Genomic DNA, 16,408 nt, shown 5'->3' with positions numbered 1-16,408 from the left:
TGGGTGCTGACCTATGGCCGGGTGCCGCAGCAGATCGCGGCATGGATCCAGACCGTCGCCCATGATCCGCTGACCTTCATGCTGCTGGTCAATGTCATCCTGCTGCTGATCGGGACGGTCGTGGACGGGGCGCCCGCGCTGATCATGACGGTGCCGATCTTGCTGCCCATCGCGACCGAGATCTATGGCATCGACCCGTTCCATTTCGGCGTGGTCGCGGTGCTCAACCTGGTGCTGGGCTTCATGACGCCGCCGGTGGGGCTGTGCCTCTATGTCGGTGCGGCGGTGACCGGGGTGAAGCCCACGCGGCTGTTCATCGTGACGCTGCCGTTCTTTGCGGTGATCGTCGCAATCCTGATCCTGCTGTCGGTCTTTCCTGTCCTGTCGACGGTGCTGTCGCGCTAGGCGCCGCCGGGTCTGCAAACATGCGCATGTGATAACAAGGAGGTAAGCATGATGAAACTTTCGCGTCGCCAGATCCTGGCCACCGGCACGGCCTTTGCGCTGGCCACCCCGATGATCGCACGGGCCCAGACCCGTGAATTGCGGCTGGGGCTGATCACGCCCACGGGCCATTCCTGGAACGATGCCGCGCTGGACATGGCCGAGGCGATTGCCGGTGCCACCGATGGCCGGCTGTCGATGACCGTGTTCCATGCGGGCCAGCTGGGCAACGAGGCCGCGATGATGCAGCAGCTGCAATCGGGCGCGCTGGACATGGGCATTATTCAGGCCGCCGAGTTGGGCTCGCGGTCCGATCATATCGCCGCCATCAACGCGCCCTATCTGGTCGATTCGACCGAAAAGGCCGCGCTGCTGATGCGCCATCCCGAGGTGCTGGCCCTGTTCGACGTGCTGCCCGCCGAAACCGGGACCATCGGCCTTGGCTGGGCCATCACCGGCATGCGCGCGGTGTTCTCCTCGCGCGAGATTGCGACGGTCGAGGATATGCGCGGCATGAAACTGCGCATCAACCCGACGCCGGTTTACCGTGATTTCTATCAGCTTCTGGGCGCTGCGCCGACGCCGATCCCGACGCCGCAGGTCTATGACGCCATGGCCAACGGTCAGGTCGACGGGCTGGAGGCGGATCTGGAATTCTCGTGGAACCAGCGCTTCGATCAGGTCTCGAAAAGCATCTTGCGGATGAATGCGCTGTTCATGCCCGCCGCCGTGGTGGCCTCGGGTCGCGCATGGCAGGGGATGGCGGATGCCGACCGCGAGGCGATCACCACTGCCGTCAATGCGGCGCTGGAGGCGCAGAGCGGTGACATCGTCAGCGAAGAACCCGGCCTGATCCAGAACCTGACCGATACGGGGATCACCATGAACGAGGTTGCCGCCGCCGACCGCGGGATGCTGATCACCGAGTTCGACAAGATCTGGCTGCCCAAGGCGCCGGTGATCGAACGCCTGCGCGAAATCGGCGCCTCGCTGTGATCCTGTGGGGGCGCTGCGCGCGCCCCCTTACTTCGCCCCCCATGTATCGCTGAGGCGATAGCCCTCGGGCCAGGGATCGGACGGGTCCAGCATGTGCTGATGCGTGCCGGTGATCCAGCCGCGCCCCGAAATCTCGGGCAGGATTGCGGGGCGGTCGCCTACCTGCGTCACCCCCAGAATCCGCCCCGCAAAGGTCGATCCGATCAGCGATGTCGCCGTCAGCCGGTCCTCAAAACCCATCTGCCCGCGCGCATGCAGCAGCGCCATGCGCGCCGACAGCGCCGTGCCGGTGGGCGAACGGTCGACCTTGCCGGGCCGGATCGCCACCGCCGCGCCCGCGCGCAATTCATACCCCTGCCGCGTGACCGCGCCCGCAAACAGGCAGAACGAGATATGCCGCCAGTCGGGGTTGCCCGGATGGTGAAAGCCCAGCTGTTCGTTCGCAGCAGCCGTGATGCGCACGCCCAGCCGGGCGATGTCATGCGCCTCGTCCGGGGTCAGCGCAAAGCCCAGGGCCTGCGCATCCACGCAGACGAAACTGTCGCCGCCATAGGCGGTGTCGACGCTCAGGGCGCCCAGCCCCTCGACCTCCAGCGGGGCGTCCAGACGGGCGGCAAAGCTGGGCAGGTTCTGCACGAAGATGCGTTCCGCCTTGCCATCCCGGCATTCGGCGCGGACCCGGACCAGCCCGCCCGGCGCCTCCAGCAGCAGATGGGTTTCGGGTTCCTGCATGGGCAGGATGCCGCTGTCCAGCAGCACGGTCGCCACGCAGATCGAGTTCGAGCCGGACATGGGCGGCGTGTCCTCGGGTTCCATGATGATGAAGGCGGCGTCTGCCTCGGGGTGCTTTGGCGGCACCAGCAGGTTCACATGGCGAAAGACGCCGCCGCGCGGCTCGTTCAGCACGAAATTGCGCAGGGTGTTGTCGCGCGCGATCCAGCGGGATTGCGCCCACAGGGTGGCGCCCGGCGGCGGGGCGACGCCGCCCACGATCACGTCGCCCACCTCGCCCTCGGCATGGGCGGAAATCACATGGATGGTCTTGGTGCTGCGCATTCAGGTCTCCAGCCAGTGGGGCAGGGTGCGGGGCGCGTGGCCGGTCAGGGCGGCGCGCGCGCAATCGGCCATGCTGCCAAAGCGCAGCTGCCGCCCGCTGAGGCCCGGCCCGTAATGGGCGTATTTGCCGGAATTGGTCATCACCGTGCGGGTGGCGGGCGGAAAGACCGGATCGGAAATCGAGCACCAGCACAGGTCGGGGATGACCTGCACCCCGGCGGCGGTCAGCCGGTCCAGCGTGCCACAGGCCCGCGCATCTTCGATGACCTTGCGCCCGGCAGTGACGATGGTGGGGATGGCGACGGGGCGGCCTGCCAGTGCATCGGCCAGCGCCCGGCATTCGGCCAGCGAGGCATGGGGGCTGCCGATGGCGATCAGCTCGACGGTTTCAGGGCCTGCGTTCAGGGCCTGCCACGCGGCGGCCAGTTCGGCGCGGGTGACGGGGCGGTGATCGGCACCGGGCGACAGGCGATGCGCCTCGGGGGTGACGCCCTCGACATGCAGCATGGGCGCCGCCGAGGTCGTGCCGAAGGCCGCGCACAGCGCCTTGAGGTCATCGGGCGTCGGCGCCGCCCCCGCCAGCCCGCACAGCAGCGGGATGCGGCCCTGCGACAGTTGCCCCGCCAGCCAGCCGATCAGGGGCCAGAGGGCGTCATCGGCCCCCGGCGGAAGATCGAAGGTCAGCACCCGCATGGCGGCGCGGTTCTCGTCCAGATAGACGCCCGCCTGCGCCGCCCGCCCGGTCAGCGCCATGCACAGATCAAGGAAATCGGGATGCTTGGCCGTCCGCGCGCCCAGCACCGAATTGGCATAGATCACGGCGTTGGATTCCGACCATGCGATCTGATCGCCCGTGCCCGGCGCACTGTCCAGCAGATAGGGCGCGCAGGTGAAACTGGGCTGGCAGCCCATGCTGGTATAGGCATCGGCCAGCCGCTGCGCCGGGCCGCCGAACAGCACGGGCACCCCCTGCGCGCGCCAGTTTTCGCGATCGACCGAGATGGCGTTCATCGTGGTTGGAATGCGCACCTGCCCGCCCAGATCGGCCATGGCCTGCGCGAAGGTCAGATTGGCGGGGCTGGCATAGATGCAGCCGTCGATATGGCCCTGCGTCACGTCGATCAGCTGCGTGGCGCCCTGAGCCACAGCCATCCGGGTCAGGATGCGCATGGCCTGCTGCGTGGCCGGCCCCTCGGCGCCCTCCAGCATGGCGCGATCCTGCGGGGACAGCTCCAGCGCGTGGTCAGGCAGCGGCGTCAGGGGCAGGCGCAGATCGCCAGCCACGATCATGTCCTCGGTGATGCGCGCCTCGGGCTGCTGGGCCAGCGCGGCAAAATCCTGCGGGCTCAGGCGCAGCACCGGCAGGGCGCGGTCGAACATCTGCGCTGCGATCAGCGCGCCGAGCGTCACCACATCCTCGGGTTCGCAGAAGACCAAAGCTGCGGGCGCGCGGCCCTGCAAGGCCATGTCCAGCAGCACCCCCGACCCGGTGCACGACCCGCGCGTGCCGGGCATCAGCACGATGGCCCCGGTCAGACAGCGCCCGTGCAGCGGGTGATGCACGTCGATCACCGTCGCTGTGGCCGGATCAATCCCGCCCCAGAAGCTGAGCGGTTCGGTCGTGGCGATGACCGGGCCCCGGGCCGTTCCGGGCAGGATCGCGGTCGCGGTCATGCGACCACGAATCCATGCGCATAGGGGTCGCGGTCGTCGATGAAGATCGTGTTGATCCCGGTCTGCCGCGCCCAGCCGCCGATGGACGGGATGATGGCGGGGCGGCCCGCCACGGTGGTTTCGGCCTCGATGCGGCCCTTGAAGATCGAGCCGATGATGCTTTCGTGCCAGAACTCGTCGCCTGCCTTCAGGCGCCCCCTGGCCGCCAGCTGCGCCATGCGGGCCGAGGTGCCGGTGCCGCAGGGGCTGCGGTCGATGGCCTTGTCGCCGTAGAACACCGCGTTGCGGCCATGGGCGCCGGGCTGGGTGGGCGCCCCCGTCCACAGGATATGGCTGAGGCCGCTGATCTGGGGATGCTCGGGATGCACGAACTGATATTTCTCGTTCAGCGCCCGGCGCAGCAGGGGCGACCAGCCGATCAGCTGGCCCGCCGTGTGATCGGCCATGTCGCGGAAATTGGGCTGGCTGTCGACGATGGCATAGAAATTGCCGCCATAGGCCACGTCCACGGTGATCTCTCCCAGCCCCTCGACATGGGCGGTCAGCCCCTCGGCATGCAGGAAACCGGGCACATTGGTCAGGCGGACCTCTTCGACAAAGCGGCCTTCCTGGCGATAGGTGATGTCGACCTTGCCTGCGGGCGTGTCGATCGACAACCGGCCCGGTTCGCGCGGGGTGATCAACCCGTTTTCCAGCGCCATGGTGATCGTGCCGATGGTGCCATGCCCGCACATGGGCAGGCAGCCCGAGGTTTCGATGAACAGCACCCCCACCTCGCAATCGGGGCGGGTGGGGGGATAGAGGATCGACCCCGACATCATGTCATGGCCGCGGGGCTCGAACATCAACCCGGTGCGGATCCAGTCGAAGTCGCGCAGGAAATGGGCGCGCTTGTCCAGCATGGTCGCGCCCTCCAGCAGCGGGCCGCCGCCTGACACCAGCCGCACCGGATTGCCGCAGGTATGCCCGTCCAGGCAGGAAAACGTGTGGTTGGCCATGTCAGAACCTTTGAGGAGAGAAGTGCTGCGGGTCGATGGCGGGCGGCGCGCCGGTGATCAGATCGGCCACCAGCCGGGCGGTGCCCGCCGATTGGGTCAGGCCCAGATGGCCGTGGCCGAAGGCATGGATGACGCGGCGCGATCCGCGCGAGGGGCCGATGGCGGGCAGCGTGTCGGGCAGCGAGGGACGAAAGCCCATCCATTGCGTGCCGCCCTGCGTGTTCAGACCGGGCAGAAACGCCTGCGCCTTGGTCAGCATCGCCTGCGCGCGTTTGTAGTTCGGGGGCAGGTGCAGCCCGCCCAGTTCCACCGCGCCGCCGACGCGGATGCCGGTGGACAGGCGGCTGACGACAAAGCCATGCCCGCCAAATGTGACCTGCATGCGCAGATCGAAGGCACCGGGCGGCAGGGTGGTGTTATAGCCGCGCTCGGTCTCCAGCGGGATCTTGTCGCCCACCCCCCGCGCCAGTTCACGCGAAAAGGCGCCTGCCGCCAGCACGGCGAAATCGGCTGACCACGAGGCACCGGGCGCGGTGACCGTCACCCCGTCCGGTGCGGGCATCAGGGCGGTGACCTGCGCCTGCTCGATCCGCCCCCCCTGGGCGCGGAACCGATCCGCCAGGGCCAGCACATAGAGGCGCGGATCGCTGATGGAGTACCAGCCGGGGGTGAAAGTGCCATGCGTAAAGCGCGGCGACAGGCCGGGCTGGATCTGCGCCATCTCATCGGCGGTCATGTGGCGGAACGCGATGCCATGCGCCTCGCGCGCGCGCCAGCCGGGCAGGGATGCGTCCAGCTCGGCCTGCGATTCATAGACCTGAAGGCTGCCATCCTTGTGCAGCATGTGATGGGTGCCGGTGGCGTGCAGGAACGGCTCCAGCTCGGCGCGGGACAGGTCCATCAGCAGGGTCTGGGCGGTGGTGGACCGCGCCACGCGACCGGGCTGGCAGGCGCGCCAGAACCGGAACATCCACGGCGCGATCCGCAGCGCATAACGCGGCGGCACCGACAAGGGGCCAAGCGGGTCCAGCAGCCAGCGCGGCGCCTTTCGCAGCAGGCCGGGCGAGGCCAGCGGCAGGATGTCGGCAAAGGCAAACGCCCCCGCATTGCCCGCCGAGGCGCCCGCCGCAGGCCCCTCGCGGTCCAGCACGGTCACCTGCATGCCGCGCGCCTGCAGGGCCAGCGCCGAGGACAGACCGATCACCCCGGCGCCGATCACGATCACATCGGTCATGGTCAGTGCGTCGCCGCCAGAAACTTGCGCAGTTCCGGGCTTTGGGGCGTGTCGAAGAACTGCGCGGGGGGCGCGATCTCGACCATGACCCCCTGATGGAAAAACGCCACGCGGTCGGACACCTCGCGCGCGAATTTCATCTCGTGCGTGACGCAGATCATCGTCATGCCTTCGGACGCCAGCAGGCGCAGCGTGTCCAGCACCTCGCCCACCAGCTGCGGGTCCAGCGCCGAGGTCACCTCGTCGAACAGCATGTAATCGGGCGACATGGCCAGCGCGCGGGCGATCGCCATGCGCTGCTGCTGGCCGCCCGACAGGCGCGAGGGATAGACCTTGAGCTTGTCGCCCAGACCCACATGGGTCAGCTGGCGCACGGCCTCGGCCTCGGCCTCGGGCTTTCCGCGGCCCAGAACCTTGCGCTGCGCCAGCATGACGTTTTCCAGCACGGTCAGATGCGGGAAGGCGTTGTATTGCTGGAACACGATGCCGATCTTGCGGCGCAGCTGGTTGAGGTTGGTCGATTTGGCATGCACCTCGACCCCGTCGACCAGAATGCGGCCCTGATCAATGGGCTCCAGCCCGTTGATGCAGGTCAGCAGGGTGGATTTGCCCGACCCGGACCCGCCGATGACGGTCAGCACCTCGCCCTTGGCGACGGTCAGGTCGATGCCCTTCAGCACCTCAAGCGGGCCAAAGGATTTGCGGACGTTTTCGATCTCAATCATTGGACCACTTCTTTTCCAGATAGCCGCCGAAACGCGCGATGGGGAACGAGATGACAAAATAGAACAACCCGCAGATCATCAGCAGGAACAGCGGCTCTTGCAGGCGGGTGATCAGGATCTGCGCCGATTTCAGCAGCTCGACCACCTGGACGACATAGACCAGCGCGCTGTCCTTCATCACCCCAAGCGCCAGTCCGATCCACGAGGGCAGCGCGATGCGGGCGGCCAGCGGCATGGTGACATTGCGCATGTCCTGCCCCCAGCTCATCCCAAGCGAGCGCGCGGCGCGGCGCAGGGTCGGCGGCACGGCCTCGATCCCGCCGCGCACGATTTCGGCGCAATAGGCGGCGGTATACAGCGACAGCACCCCGCAGGCGACAGTGAACCCCGAGACGCGCCAGCCCAGCACCGTGGTGACAAAGGCATTGGCCAGCACCAGCTGGATCAGCAGCGGGATCGACCGGAAGATGTCCAGCACAAAGGTCAGCGGCGCGGCCCACCACGGCCCCACCTGATAGCGGAAGACCCCGAAGACGATCCCCATCACCGTGCCGAAAAAGACCGAGATGGCGGTGACGATCAGCGTCATCCCGGCGCCGCGCGCCAGAAAGATCAGATCGTTCGTGGTCAGTGCGGTATCGAACATGCGCGCCCCCCTTCAGTAGCGGAACAGCCGCGCCGCCAGAAGGCGGGCAGACAGGGTGACGGTTTTCGTGATGACGTAAAAGATCACGGCGGCAATCGCGAACAGCTCGAAGGTGCGGAAGGTGCGGGCGTTCAGGTCGCTGGTCACGCCGTACAGGTCGGTGTTCATCGCAACCACGGTGCCAAGCGAGGTCATCAGGATCGCCCAGACCATCTGATTGGTCATCGGCAGGAACGAGATGCGCAGCATCTGCGGCATCACGACATGGCGGAACGCCTGAATGGGCGTCATCCCAAGCGACCGGGCCGACCGGGTCTGCGTGTCGGGGATGCCCTTCAGCGCGCCGCGGAAATTCTCGGACAGGTAGCCTGCGTTGTTGAAGGCGATGCCGATCAGCAGCGACAGATAGGGCGACAGGTGGATGCCGAAACTGCCCAGCCCGAAATGCACCATATAGATCTGGAACAGCGCGGGCGTGTTGCGCGCAATCTCGACCCAGCTGGCCGAGACGGCCTTCAGCAGGCGGTTGCCCGACAGCCGGAACAGGGTCAGCACCATGGCGATGCTGATGCCGATCACCATCGACAGCAGTGCCACCTCCAGCGTGACCAGCGCGCCTTCCAGCATGCGCGGCAGCGAATCGAGGGCCTGCGCCCATCGGAAATTATAATTGAACATCACACCTCCCCTGCGGATGGCCGGGGCACGTCGTTGCGCGCCCCGGCCCGGTCAGATCAGCGGTAGACGCCGGGGATGGTCAGATCGGCGGGTTCGCCCTCGCCCACCCATTTGGCATACAGCTCGGCATAGCGGCCGGTGCGGACCTGCTGGTTGATGAACAGATCCATATAGTTGATCAGCCCGTATTCCTCGCGCAGCGTGATCAGCGCGACATAGTCGGGCACCATCGGCGCCTTGTCGACGATGGTGATGCCGGGGAAATTGCCCGAGGCCACATTCGCCTCGGCCACCTCGACGGTCGAGACGGTCGCGTCCAGCTGGCCCTGGCTCAGCGCCAGGAACACGTCGGCCTGATTCTGATAGGGGCGGAACTGGCCCTCGCCCCATTCGGCGACCTTTTCCTCAAGCCAGATCGCCTCATAGGTGCCGGCGGTGGCGCCGACGGTCTTGCCCTTCATGCCCTCCCAATCGGTCATGTCGGTGCCGTCCCGGCCGACCACGGCATTCTCGAAGGCGTAATAGGGGATCGAGAAACCCACCGTCTTGGCGCGCTCCAGCGTGTCCGAGGTCGAGGCGACGGCCACGTCCACGCGGTTCGACATCAGCGCGGGAATGCGTTCGGGGAAGGTGGTTTCCACGATTTCGGCATTGACGCCAAGTGCGGCGGCCAGATCGTTGCAGTAATCGACATCAAAGCCGATCGGGTTGTTGTCGCTGTCGCGCGAGCCCATCGGCGGGAAGTCCAGCACCACCGCGCAGCGCAGCGTGCCCGCGCTGATGATGTCGTCCAGCTTGTCGGCGAAGGCGGGGGCTGCGGCACCGGTGGCGGCCATCAGGCCAATCGCAAAGATCGAGGTTTTCATGCTAGTCTCCCTGTTGTTGGTGGCGGTACTCTGCTTGCGGAATATCCTGCCGAAGTCGAAGCAAATCAAACAAAAAATACAAATAATATACAAGCGGTATTTTGTGGTCTGTCTGCGGCCCCCGGTGCGGGGGCCGCATCATGTCGCTTAGCCCTTGAAGGCGGCGGGCAGCAGGTCTGCGGGCAGGTTCTGATAGCAGACCGGGCGCAGGAAGCGGCGGATCGACAGGGTACCGACCGAGGTCGCGCCGAAATTGGTGCTGGCCGGATAGGGGCCGCCATGGACCATCGAATCGACCACCTCGACCCCGGTGGGGAACCCGTTGACGAGGATGCGACCGGCCTTGCGCTCCAGCACCGGCAGCAGGCTTTGCGCGGTGGGCAGGTCGGCCTTATCCATATGCAGGGTGACGGTCAGTTGCCCGGACAGGCCGCGCGCAAGCTGATCCATCTGTTCGACGGAAGCCGCCCGCACGATCAGGCCGAGGGGGCCGAACACCTCTTCGCCAAGGTCGTGATCCGACAGGAAGGCATCGGCGCTGGTCTGGAACAGGTTGGGCTGCGCCTCGCGCCCCTCGGAGGTGGTGGTCACGACCGGCGTCACGGCGGGGTTGTCCGCAAAGCGGCGCTGGCCCGCCTGATAGGCGCGCGCGATGCCGTCGGTCAGCATCACCTGCGCGGCGGTTTTCTCCAGCGCGGCCTTGGCGCTGGCGGTGAAGGCATCGGCATCGGACCCGTCGATGACGATGGCAATGCCCGGATTGGTGCAGAACTGCCCCGCGCCCATGCACAGCGACGCCGCCCAGTCCGCGCCCAGAGCCGCGCCGCGCGCGGCCATGGCGGCGGGCAGCATGAACATCGGATTGACGGAACCCAGCTCGCCAAAGAAGGGGATCGGTTCGGGGCGGGCGGCGCAGAGGTCGAACAGCGCGCGTCCGCCGCCAAGGCTGCCGGTAAAGCCCACGGCGCGGATCAGCGGATGGGTCACCAGCGCCTCGCCCACGCGGCGGTCGCCGCCCTGGATCAGGCTGAACACACCGGGATGCACGCCGGTGCGGCGGATAGCGGCGTCGATGGCGGCGGCCACGATCTCGCCGGTGCCGGGATGGGCGCTGTGGCCCTTGACCACGACCGGGCAGCCTGCGGCCAGCGCGGCGGCGGTGTCGCCGCCCGCGGTCGAGAAGGCCAGCGGAAAGTTCGAGGCGCCGAAGACCGCCACCGGGCCGATGGGCCGCTGCATCATCCGCAGATCGGGGCGCGGCGCGGGCTGGCGGTCGGGCAGCGCCGCGTCATGGCGGCGGTCGAGGAAGGCGCCCTGTTCGATATGGTCCGCGAACAGGCGCAGCTGGCCGGTCGTGCGCCCCCGCTCGCCGTTCAGGCGGGCGGCGGGCAGGCCGGTTTCCTGCGTGCCGATTTCGGTGATCTCATCGGCGCGGGCCTCGATCTCATCTGCGATGGCGCGCAGGAAGGCCGCATGTTCGGCGGGGCTGGCATAGCCATAGGACCAGAACGCCTGCTCGGCGGCCTGACAGGCCTGATCAACCAGTTCGGGCGTGCCGACGGCATAATCATGCGCCGGGCCATGGGCGGGGCTGGAGGCGAAAGTCGTGGCGCCTGCGACCCAGTTGCCGGCGATCAGATGCTTGCCTTTGGGGTGAAAACCCATTTGCGCGTCCTCTTCGTCTGTTATGTTGGCACGATCCCCGGCCCACCTGTCAACGGTGTCCCCAGGGCCTTGCCCTTTTGTAGACAGCTTGTATGCATGAGGTCAACAGTCACGCATCTTACCGGAAAGGTCCGCCGACATGACCCTCACCCTGACCCTTGACGAGTTGCACAACCGCATCGTGTCCATCCTGCGCGGTGCGGGCATGAGCGCGGTGCAGGCCGAGGCCCTTGGCCGGGTCATCGCAGCGGGCGAGCGGGACGGCTGCAAATCCCACGGCATCTACCGGATCGAGGGCGTGCTGCGGACGCTCAAGGCGGGGATGGTCGATGGCACGGCGCTGCCGGTGCTGATGCCCGATGACGGCCGCGCGATCATCCGCGTCGATGCGAAGCGCGGCTTTTCCAGCCCGGCCTTCGAACTGGGCCTGCCGCTGCTGGCGGACCGGGCGCGCGAGCTGGGGCTGGCGGCGATGGTGGTCAATGACTGCACCCATTTCTCGGCCCTCTGGCCCGAGGTCGAGGCGGTCACCGCGCAGGGTCTGGCGGCGCTGGTCATGTGCCCCAGCTATGCCAGCGTCGCGCCCACCGGCGGCACCCGTCCGCTGCTGGGCACCAACCCGCTGGCCTTTGGCTGGCCGCGCCCGTCGGGGCTGCCCTATGTGTTCGATTTTGCCACCTCGGTCGCGGCACGCGGCGAGATCGAGCTGCTGCGCCGCGCGGGCAAGCCGGTGCCCGAAGGCTGGGCGATTGATACCGAGGGCCAGCCGACCGACGATCCTGCCGCCGCGCTGGCGGGGGCGATGCTGCCGTTCGGGGGGCACAAGGGCTCGGCCATCGGCACCATGATCGAGCTGCTGGCGGGGGTGATGATCGGCGATCTGACCAGCCCCGAAGTGCTGGAACAGCTGGGCACCACCACGCTGGCCCCGTTCCATGGCGAGCTGATCATCGCCATGTCACCGCAGGCGTTTTCCGCAGGCCGCCCCGGCGATCCCTTTGCCCGTGCGGAACTGCTGTTCGACGCGATCACGGGGCAGGGCGCCCGGCTGCCCTCGGGGCGCCGCTTTGCCGCGCGCGCGGCGGCGCAGGCGGATGGCGTGACCCTCACGCAGGCCGAGGCCGAGCTGATGCAGCGGATGCAGGATCTGGGGCTGGACGCGATCGGCTGATCCCCGCCCGGCAGATTGGGTCAGATGATTGATCCTGCGCGCCATCCGCCCTATTCCTCATGTCGACAAAAAGTTCTGATCGACAAGGAATGCCCGCCATGGCCGAGACCTCGCCTGACACTGCCCCCGAACGCCGACGCGGTTCGGGGGTCAAGGTCGTCTATGAATCGCTGCGCGACGAGATCCTGAACCTGATCCTCGCCCCCGGCAGCCCCATCGACGAGGTGCAGCTGGCCGAGCGTTTCGGCATGTCGCGCACCCCCATCCGCGAGGCGCTGGTGCGGCTGGCGGGCGAAGGGCTGGTCGAGACGCTGCCCAACCGCTCGACCATGGTGTCGAATATCGACTTTCTGAACCTGCACACCTTCTTTGACGCGATCACGCTGATGTATCGGGTCTCGACCCGGCTGGCCGCGCAATATCACCAGCCCGCCGATCTGGAGCGCATCCGCGCCCATCAGGCCGATTTCGCCGCTGCCGTGAACGCGCAGGACGCGCTGGCGATGATCGCGACCAACCGCGAGTTTCACGCGGCCATCGCCGAGGCCGGGCGCAACCCCTATTACACGGCGCTGTTCCTGCGGTTGCTGGATGAGGGGCGGCGGCTGCTGCGGCTGTATTACCAGTCGTTCGACGACCGGCTGCCGCAGGAATATTCCGACGAGCATGAGGCGATCATCGCCGCTATCGAGGCCCGCGATATTGATTTTTGCGACCGGCTGGCGCGCGCCCATGCCGACCAGATCATGCAGCAGATCCAGCAGTTCTTTGCCCGCGACCTGCGGCAGGATGTTCCCTTGTAGCCGCGCCAAATTTTTGTCGACAAATAAAATGCAATCCTTATGATGCTGTCAGGAATCGGCGGTTGGCTGCCGTATTGCCGCAACGGATCATAAGGAGTTTCCCATGGACACGAAGGTTTTCACCGGCGTCATCCCGGCGCTGATGACGCCTTGCAAGGCTGATCGCACCCCCGATTTCGACGCGCTGGTCCGCAAGGCCGGACAGCTGATGGAGACGGGCATGTCGGGCGTCGTCTATTGCGGCTCGATGGGGGACTGGCCTTTGCTGACCGATGCACAGCGCATGGAGGGCGTCGGGCGCCTTGTTGCGGCGGGCATTCCGGTCATCGTGGGAACGGGTGCGGTCAACTCGGCGCTGGCGGTCGAACATGCGGCGCATGCGCAAAAGGTCGGCGCGGCGGGGCTGATGGTGATCCCGCGGGTCCTGTCGCGCGGCTCATCGGCCATTGCACAGCGCAACCATTTCGAGGCCGTGCTGGCGGCGGCCCCGGACCTGCCGGCGGTCATCTACAACAGCCCCTATTATGGCTATGAGACCAAGGCGGATCTGTTCTTTGCCCTGCGTGCGGCGCATGCCAACCTGATCGGGTTCAAGGAGTTCGGCGGCGCCAAGGCGATGACCTATGCCGCCGAACACATCACCAGCGCCGATGACGGCGTGATCCTGATGGCCGGTGTCGATACCGGCGTCTATCACGGCTATGTCAAATGCGGCGCGACCGGCGCGATCACCGGCATCGGCAATGTGATCCCCAGGGAAATCCTGCACTTCGTCGAGCTGGCCAAGCTGGCGGCCACCGGCGATGCCGAGGCCCGCATCCGCGCCCGCGAACTGGGCGAGGCGCTGGAGGTTCTGTCGTCCTGGGACGAGGGCACCGACCTGGTGCTGTATTACAAGCATATGATGGTGATGCAGGGCGATGCCGAATACAGCCTGCATTTCAACGCGACCGACGCGCTGACCCCCAGCCAGCAGGCATGGGCCGAGACGCAGTTCACCCAGTTCCGCAGCTGGTATGCGCAATGGAGCCAGCTGCCCGGCGTGGTCCAGACCTGCAAGATCTGAGCTCCGGCCAACGTTCCTGAAACACGTAAGCCGGGCGGGGCACCCCCCCCCGCCCGGTTTCCCGGCTGCGCGCTGGACAGACCCCCCGCGCCTGTGGCTTGATCGTTGACAGGAGGGGGGCTGTGCCATGCGTGACACCGACCATGTGGCCGAGATCGACCGGGTGCTGCGCGGGCAGGCCACCGGGCGCGACCGCATGGTGGCGGCCAGCTGGCGCCGCTGCGTGGAACATCATGGGCTGGACCCGGCCCGCCCCTCGCCCGCCCATATCGTCACCGAGGCCGAACTGCGCAGCCATCGCGAACAGTCCGAGCGGCTGATCGCCATTGCGCGGTCGGGGCTGGGGGCGCTGTTCCGGCAGGTGGCGGGGCAGAATTACGTGCTGCTGCTGGCCGATGCCAAGGGCGTCACGGTGGATTTCTTCGGCCCGTCGCGCCATGGCGACGAGCTGCGCGCGGCGGGGCTGTATCTGGGGTCGGACTGGTCGGAACATCTGGCGGGCACCTGCGCCGTGGGCGCCTGCCTGTTCACCGGCGAGGCGGTGACGATCCATCAGACCGACCATTTCGACCTGCACCACACGCCGTTGTCCTGCACCGCCGCGCCGGTCTTTGACACCTCGGGGCAGCTGGCGGCGGTGCTGGACCTGTCGCTGCTGCGCTCTCCCCAGCCCAAGGCCAGCCAGAATCTGGCGATGAACCTTGTGCGCACCTCGGCCCGGCGGGTCGAGATGGCGAACCTGATGGCGATGACGCGCAGCGACTGGGTGCTGCGCCTGTCCTCCAGCCCCGAATTCCTTGAGGTCGATCCCGAGGCCGCGATTGCGCTGGACGGCGCCGGGCGGATCATCGGCATGACCCATGCGGCGCAGGCGGCGCTGTCGCCCTGCGGATCTCTGATCGGGCAGCGGCTGGATCAGGTGACCGAACTGTCGGTTGACGACCTGCCCGACCTGATGCGGGGCCGCCCGACCGAGGACCGGGTGATCCGGCTGCGCGACGGGCGCGCGCTGTATGGTCACGCGATCGCGCCGCAATCCGCCCCGGCCCCGCGCGGTCAGCCACTGCTGCCGGGGGGCCTGTCCAGCCTTGCCGGGCCGGACCCGGCCATGCAGGCGCTGCTGTCGCGCGCGGCCCGTTTGGCCCCCGGCGCCGTGCCCCTGCTGCTGAGCGGCGAGACCGGGACCGGCAAGGAACGTCTGGCCCGCGCCATCCATATGTGCCGCCCGCAGGGCACGCCGTTCCACGCGCTGGATTGCGCCGGGCAGGATGCAACGGCGCTTGGCCCACAGGGCCGCGACGCTGCGGGCGGGACGCTGCTGCTGAAAGGCGTCGAGGATCTGACGCCCGAGGGTCAGGCCGCGCTGCTGCGTCGTCTGGCCGACAGCCGCTTGCGGATCATCGCCACCGCGCGCGGCGATCTGGCGGCGCGGGTGGCGGCGGGGTCGTTCCGGGCGGATCTGTTCTTCCGCATCGCTGGCGCCGCGCTGACCCTGCCGCCGCTGCGGCTGCGGCAGGATATGGACTGGCTGCTGGACCGGCTGCTGCGCGCGGCCAGCGCCGACAGTCTGCGCCTGTCGGCCAGCGCGCGGGCCGAGCTGAAATCGCGACTCTGGCCCGGCAATCTGCGCGAACTGGCCACCACCCTGCAATCGGCGGTGCTGCTGGCCGACGGGCAGGTGATCGACGCGCCCGACCTGCCGCCGGCGCTGATGGCCCCTGCCACAGCCCCCGACGCGCCCGAGGATCTGCGCGCCGTGCTGGCCGCCTGCAACGGCAATATGGCGCAGGCGGCGCGGCGGCTGGGGGTCAACCGCTCGACCGTGCTGCGGCGGATGCGGGCCGCAGGGCTGAGCCCACCCGCCTGACAGCGCATCCCTGTTGCGCGATGTTGCGCACGCAACAGCCCTGCGCTGCGGCATGGGATTGCTGCGCTGCGGCGTGGGATTTTTCTGTCGGAACCGCCCGCCCCTCCTCAGTCTGACCCATGGGAGACAAGTTGAAGGGAGGACTGACATGCTGGATTCCACTGTGGCCGACCGCGCCCAGGCGGTGCTGAGCACGCTTGGCGCGGCGCTGGATGCGGGTGAGATTGACCGCGCCACCGATCTGTTCACCACCGATTGCCACTGGCGCGATCTGGTCAGCTTTACCTGGAACATCCGCACGATGGAGGGGCCGGATCAGGTGGCTGACATGCTGCGCGCGCAGCTGGGCCATATCCGGCCCGCGGGCTGGCAACTGGACCCGGCCGAGATCCCGGGCGAGGAGGACGGCGTCATCACCGCGTGGTTCCGCTTTGAAACGCAGGTGGGGCGCGGATACGGGCTGGTGCGCCTGCGCGACGGGCGCATCTGGACGCTGCTGACCGCTTTGCAGGAACTGAA

16 protein-coding genes are annotated in these 16,408 nt (G+C 67.6%); 7 read left to right on the top strand and 9 right to left on the bottom strand.

Annotation, left to right across the window (positions count from 1 at the left end; all coding sequences use genetic code 11):
- Both ACK41U_RS17380 and ACK41U_RS17375 read left to right on the top strand, forming a co-directional pair.
- Positions 1 to 405 (top strand): TRAP transporter large permease subunit (locus tag ACK41U_RS17380; protein WP_409682927.1); only part of this gene is annotated, 405 nt, incomplete at its 5' end.
- 48 nt (positions 406 to 453) lie between these two features.
- Entirely contained in the window at positions 454 to 1,440 is a 987-nt protein-coding gene (locus tag ACK41U_RS17375) for a TRAP transporter substrate-binding protein (RefSeq protein WP_409682924.1), read from the top strand.
- Positions 1,441 to 1,467: 27 nt separating this feature from the next.
- Here the strand turns inward: ACK41U_RS17375 and ACK41U_RS17370 are convergent, their stop codons facing one another.
- From ACK41U_RS17370 to ACK41U_RS17330, 9 genes are all read right to left on the bottom strand, one after another.
- Positions 1,468 to 2,496, bottom strand: coding sequence for a trans-3-hydroxy-L-proline dehydratase (locus ACK41U_RS17370; protein ID WP_409682922.1), 1,029 nt, complete (start codon positions 2,494 to 2,496; stop codon positions 1,468 to 1,470).
- A complete protein-coding gene (locus ACK41U_RS17365; RefSeq protein ID WP_409682919.1) occupies positions 2,497 to 4,170 on the bottom strand; it encodes an aconitase X in 1,674 nt (557 codons plus the stop codon). It abuts the gene before it with no gap.
- Complete coding sequence (locus ACK41U_RS17360; RefSeq protein ID WP_409682916.1) at positions 4,167 to 5,168, bottom strand: 4-hydroxyproline epimerase; 1,002 nt, start codon at positions 5,166 to 5,168, stop codon at positions 4,167 to 4,169. Before ACK41U_RS17360 ends, ACK41U_RS17365 begins: the two co-directional genes overlap by 4 nt.
- 1 nt (position 5,169) lies before the next feature.
- Positions 5,170 to 6,402: an NAD(P)/FAD-dependent oxidoreductase gene (locus ACK41U_RS17355; RefSeq protein ID WP_409682913.1), complete on the bottom strand. Its 1,233-nt coding sequence runs from the start codon at positions 6,400 to 6,402 to the stop codon at positions 5,170 to 5,172.
- A gap of 2 nt (positions 6,403 to 6,404) precedes the next feature.
- Positions 6,405 to 7,127: an amino acid ABC transporter ATP-binding protein gene (locus ACK41U_RS17350; protein ID WP_409682910.1), complete on the bottom strand. Its 723-nt coding sequence runs from the start codon at positions 7,125 to 7,127 to the stop codon at positions 6,405 to 6,407.
- Positions 7,120 to 7,773: an amino acid ABC transporter permease gene (locus ACK41U_RS17345; RefSeq protein WP_409682907.1), complete on the bottom strand. Its 654-nt coding sequence runs from the start codon at positions 7,771 to 7,773 to the stop codon at positions 7,120 to 7,122. The genes ACK41U_RS17350 and ACK41U_RS17345 overlap by 8 nt, the downstream gene beginning before the upstream one ends.
- A 12-nt stretch (positions 7,774 to 7,785) precedes the next feature.
- A complete protein-coding gene (locus ACK41U_RS17340; RefSeq protein ID WP_409682904.1) occupies positions 7,786 to 8,451 on the bottom strand; it encodes an amino acid ABC transporter permease in 666 nt (221 codons plus the stop codon).
- A gap of 56 nt (positions 8,452 to 8,507) precedes the next feature.
- Entirely contained in the window at positions 8,508 to 9,317 is an 810-nt protein-coding gene (locus ACK41U_RS17335; RefSeq protein WP_409682901.1) for a transporter substrate-binding domain-containing protein, read from the bottom strand.
- A gap of 147 nt (positions 9,318 to 9,464) precedes the next feature.
- Complete coding sequence (locus tag ACK41U_RS17330; RefSeq protein ID WP_409682899.1) at positions 9,465 to 10,982, bottom strand: aldehyde dehydrogenase (NADP(+)); 1,518 nt, start codon at positions 10,980 to 10,982, stop codon at positions 9,465 to 9,467.
- A 139-nt stretch (positions 10,983 to 11,121) separates the two neighbouring features.
- Between ACK41U_RS17330 and ACK41U_RS17325 the strand changes: the two genes are divergently transcribed.
- The 5 genes from ACK41U_RS17325 to ACK41U_RS17305 all read left to right on the top strand — a co-directional run.
- Positions 11,122 to 12,153, top strand: coding sequence for an Ldh family oxidoreductase (locus ACK41U_RS17325; protein WP_409682896.1), 1,032 nt, complete (start codon positions 11,122 to 11,124; stop codon positions 12,151 to 12,153).
- A gap of 98 nt (positions 12,154 to 12,251) precedes the next feature.
- On the top strand, positions 12,252 to 12,956 hold the full coding sequence (locus ACK41U_RS17320; RefSeq protein ID WP_409682894.1) for a GntR family transcriptional regulator: 705 nt from the start codon (positions 12,252 to 12,254) through the stop codon (positions 12,954 to 12,956).
- 103 nt (positions 12,957 to 13,059) lie between these two features.
- Complete coding sequence (locus ACK41U_RS17315) at positions 13,060 to 14,022, top strand: dihydrodipicolinate synthase family protein (RefSeq protein ID WP_409682891.1); 963 nt, start codon at positions 13,060 to 13,062, stop codon at positions 14,020 to 14,022.
- A gap of 127 nt (positions 14,023 to 14,149) precedes the next feature.
- Entirely contained in the window at positions 14,150 to 15,889 is a 1,740-nt protein-coding gene (locus ACK41U_RS17310; protein ID WP_409682888.1) for a sigma-54-dependent Fis family transcriptional regulator, read from the top strand.
- A gap of 148 nt (positions 15,890 to 16,037) precedes the next feature.
- Positions 16,038 to 16,408, top strand: a 371-nt coding sequence (locus ACK41U_RS17305) for a nuclear transport factor 2 family protein (protein WP_409682885.1), incomplete at its 3' end; no start/stop codon positions are given.

Source organism: Paracoccus sp. (in: a-proteobacteria) (genome assembly GCF_046289755.1).
In the GTDB taxonomy this organism is placed as follows: Bacteria; Pseudomonadota; Alphaproteobacteria; order Rhodobacterales; family Rhodobacteraceae; genus Paracoccus.
This window is presented reverse-complemented; position numbering and strand designations above follow the sequence as displayed.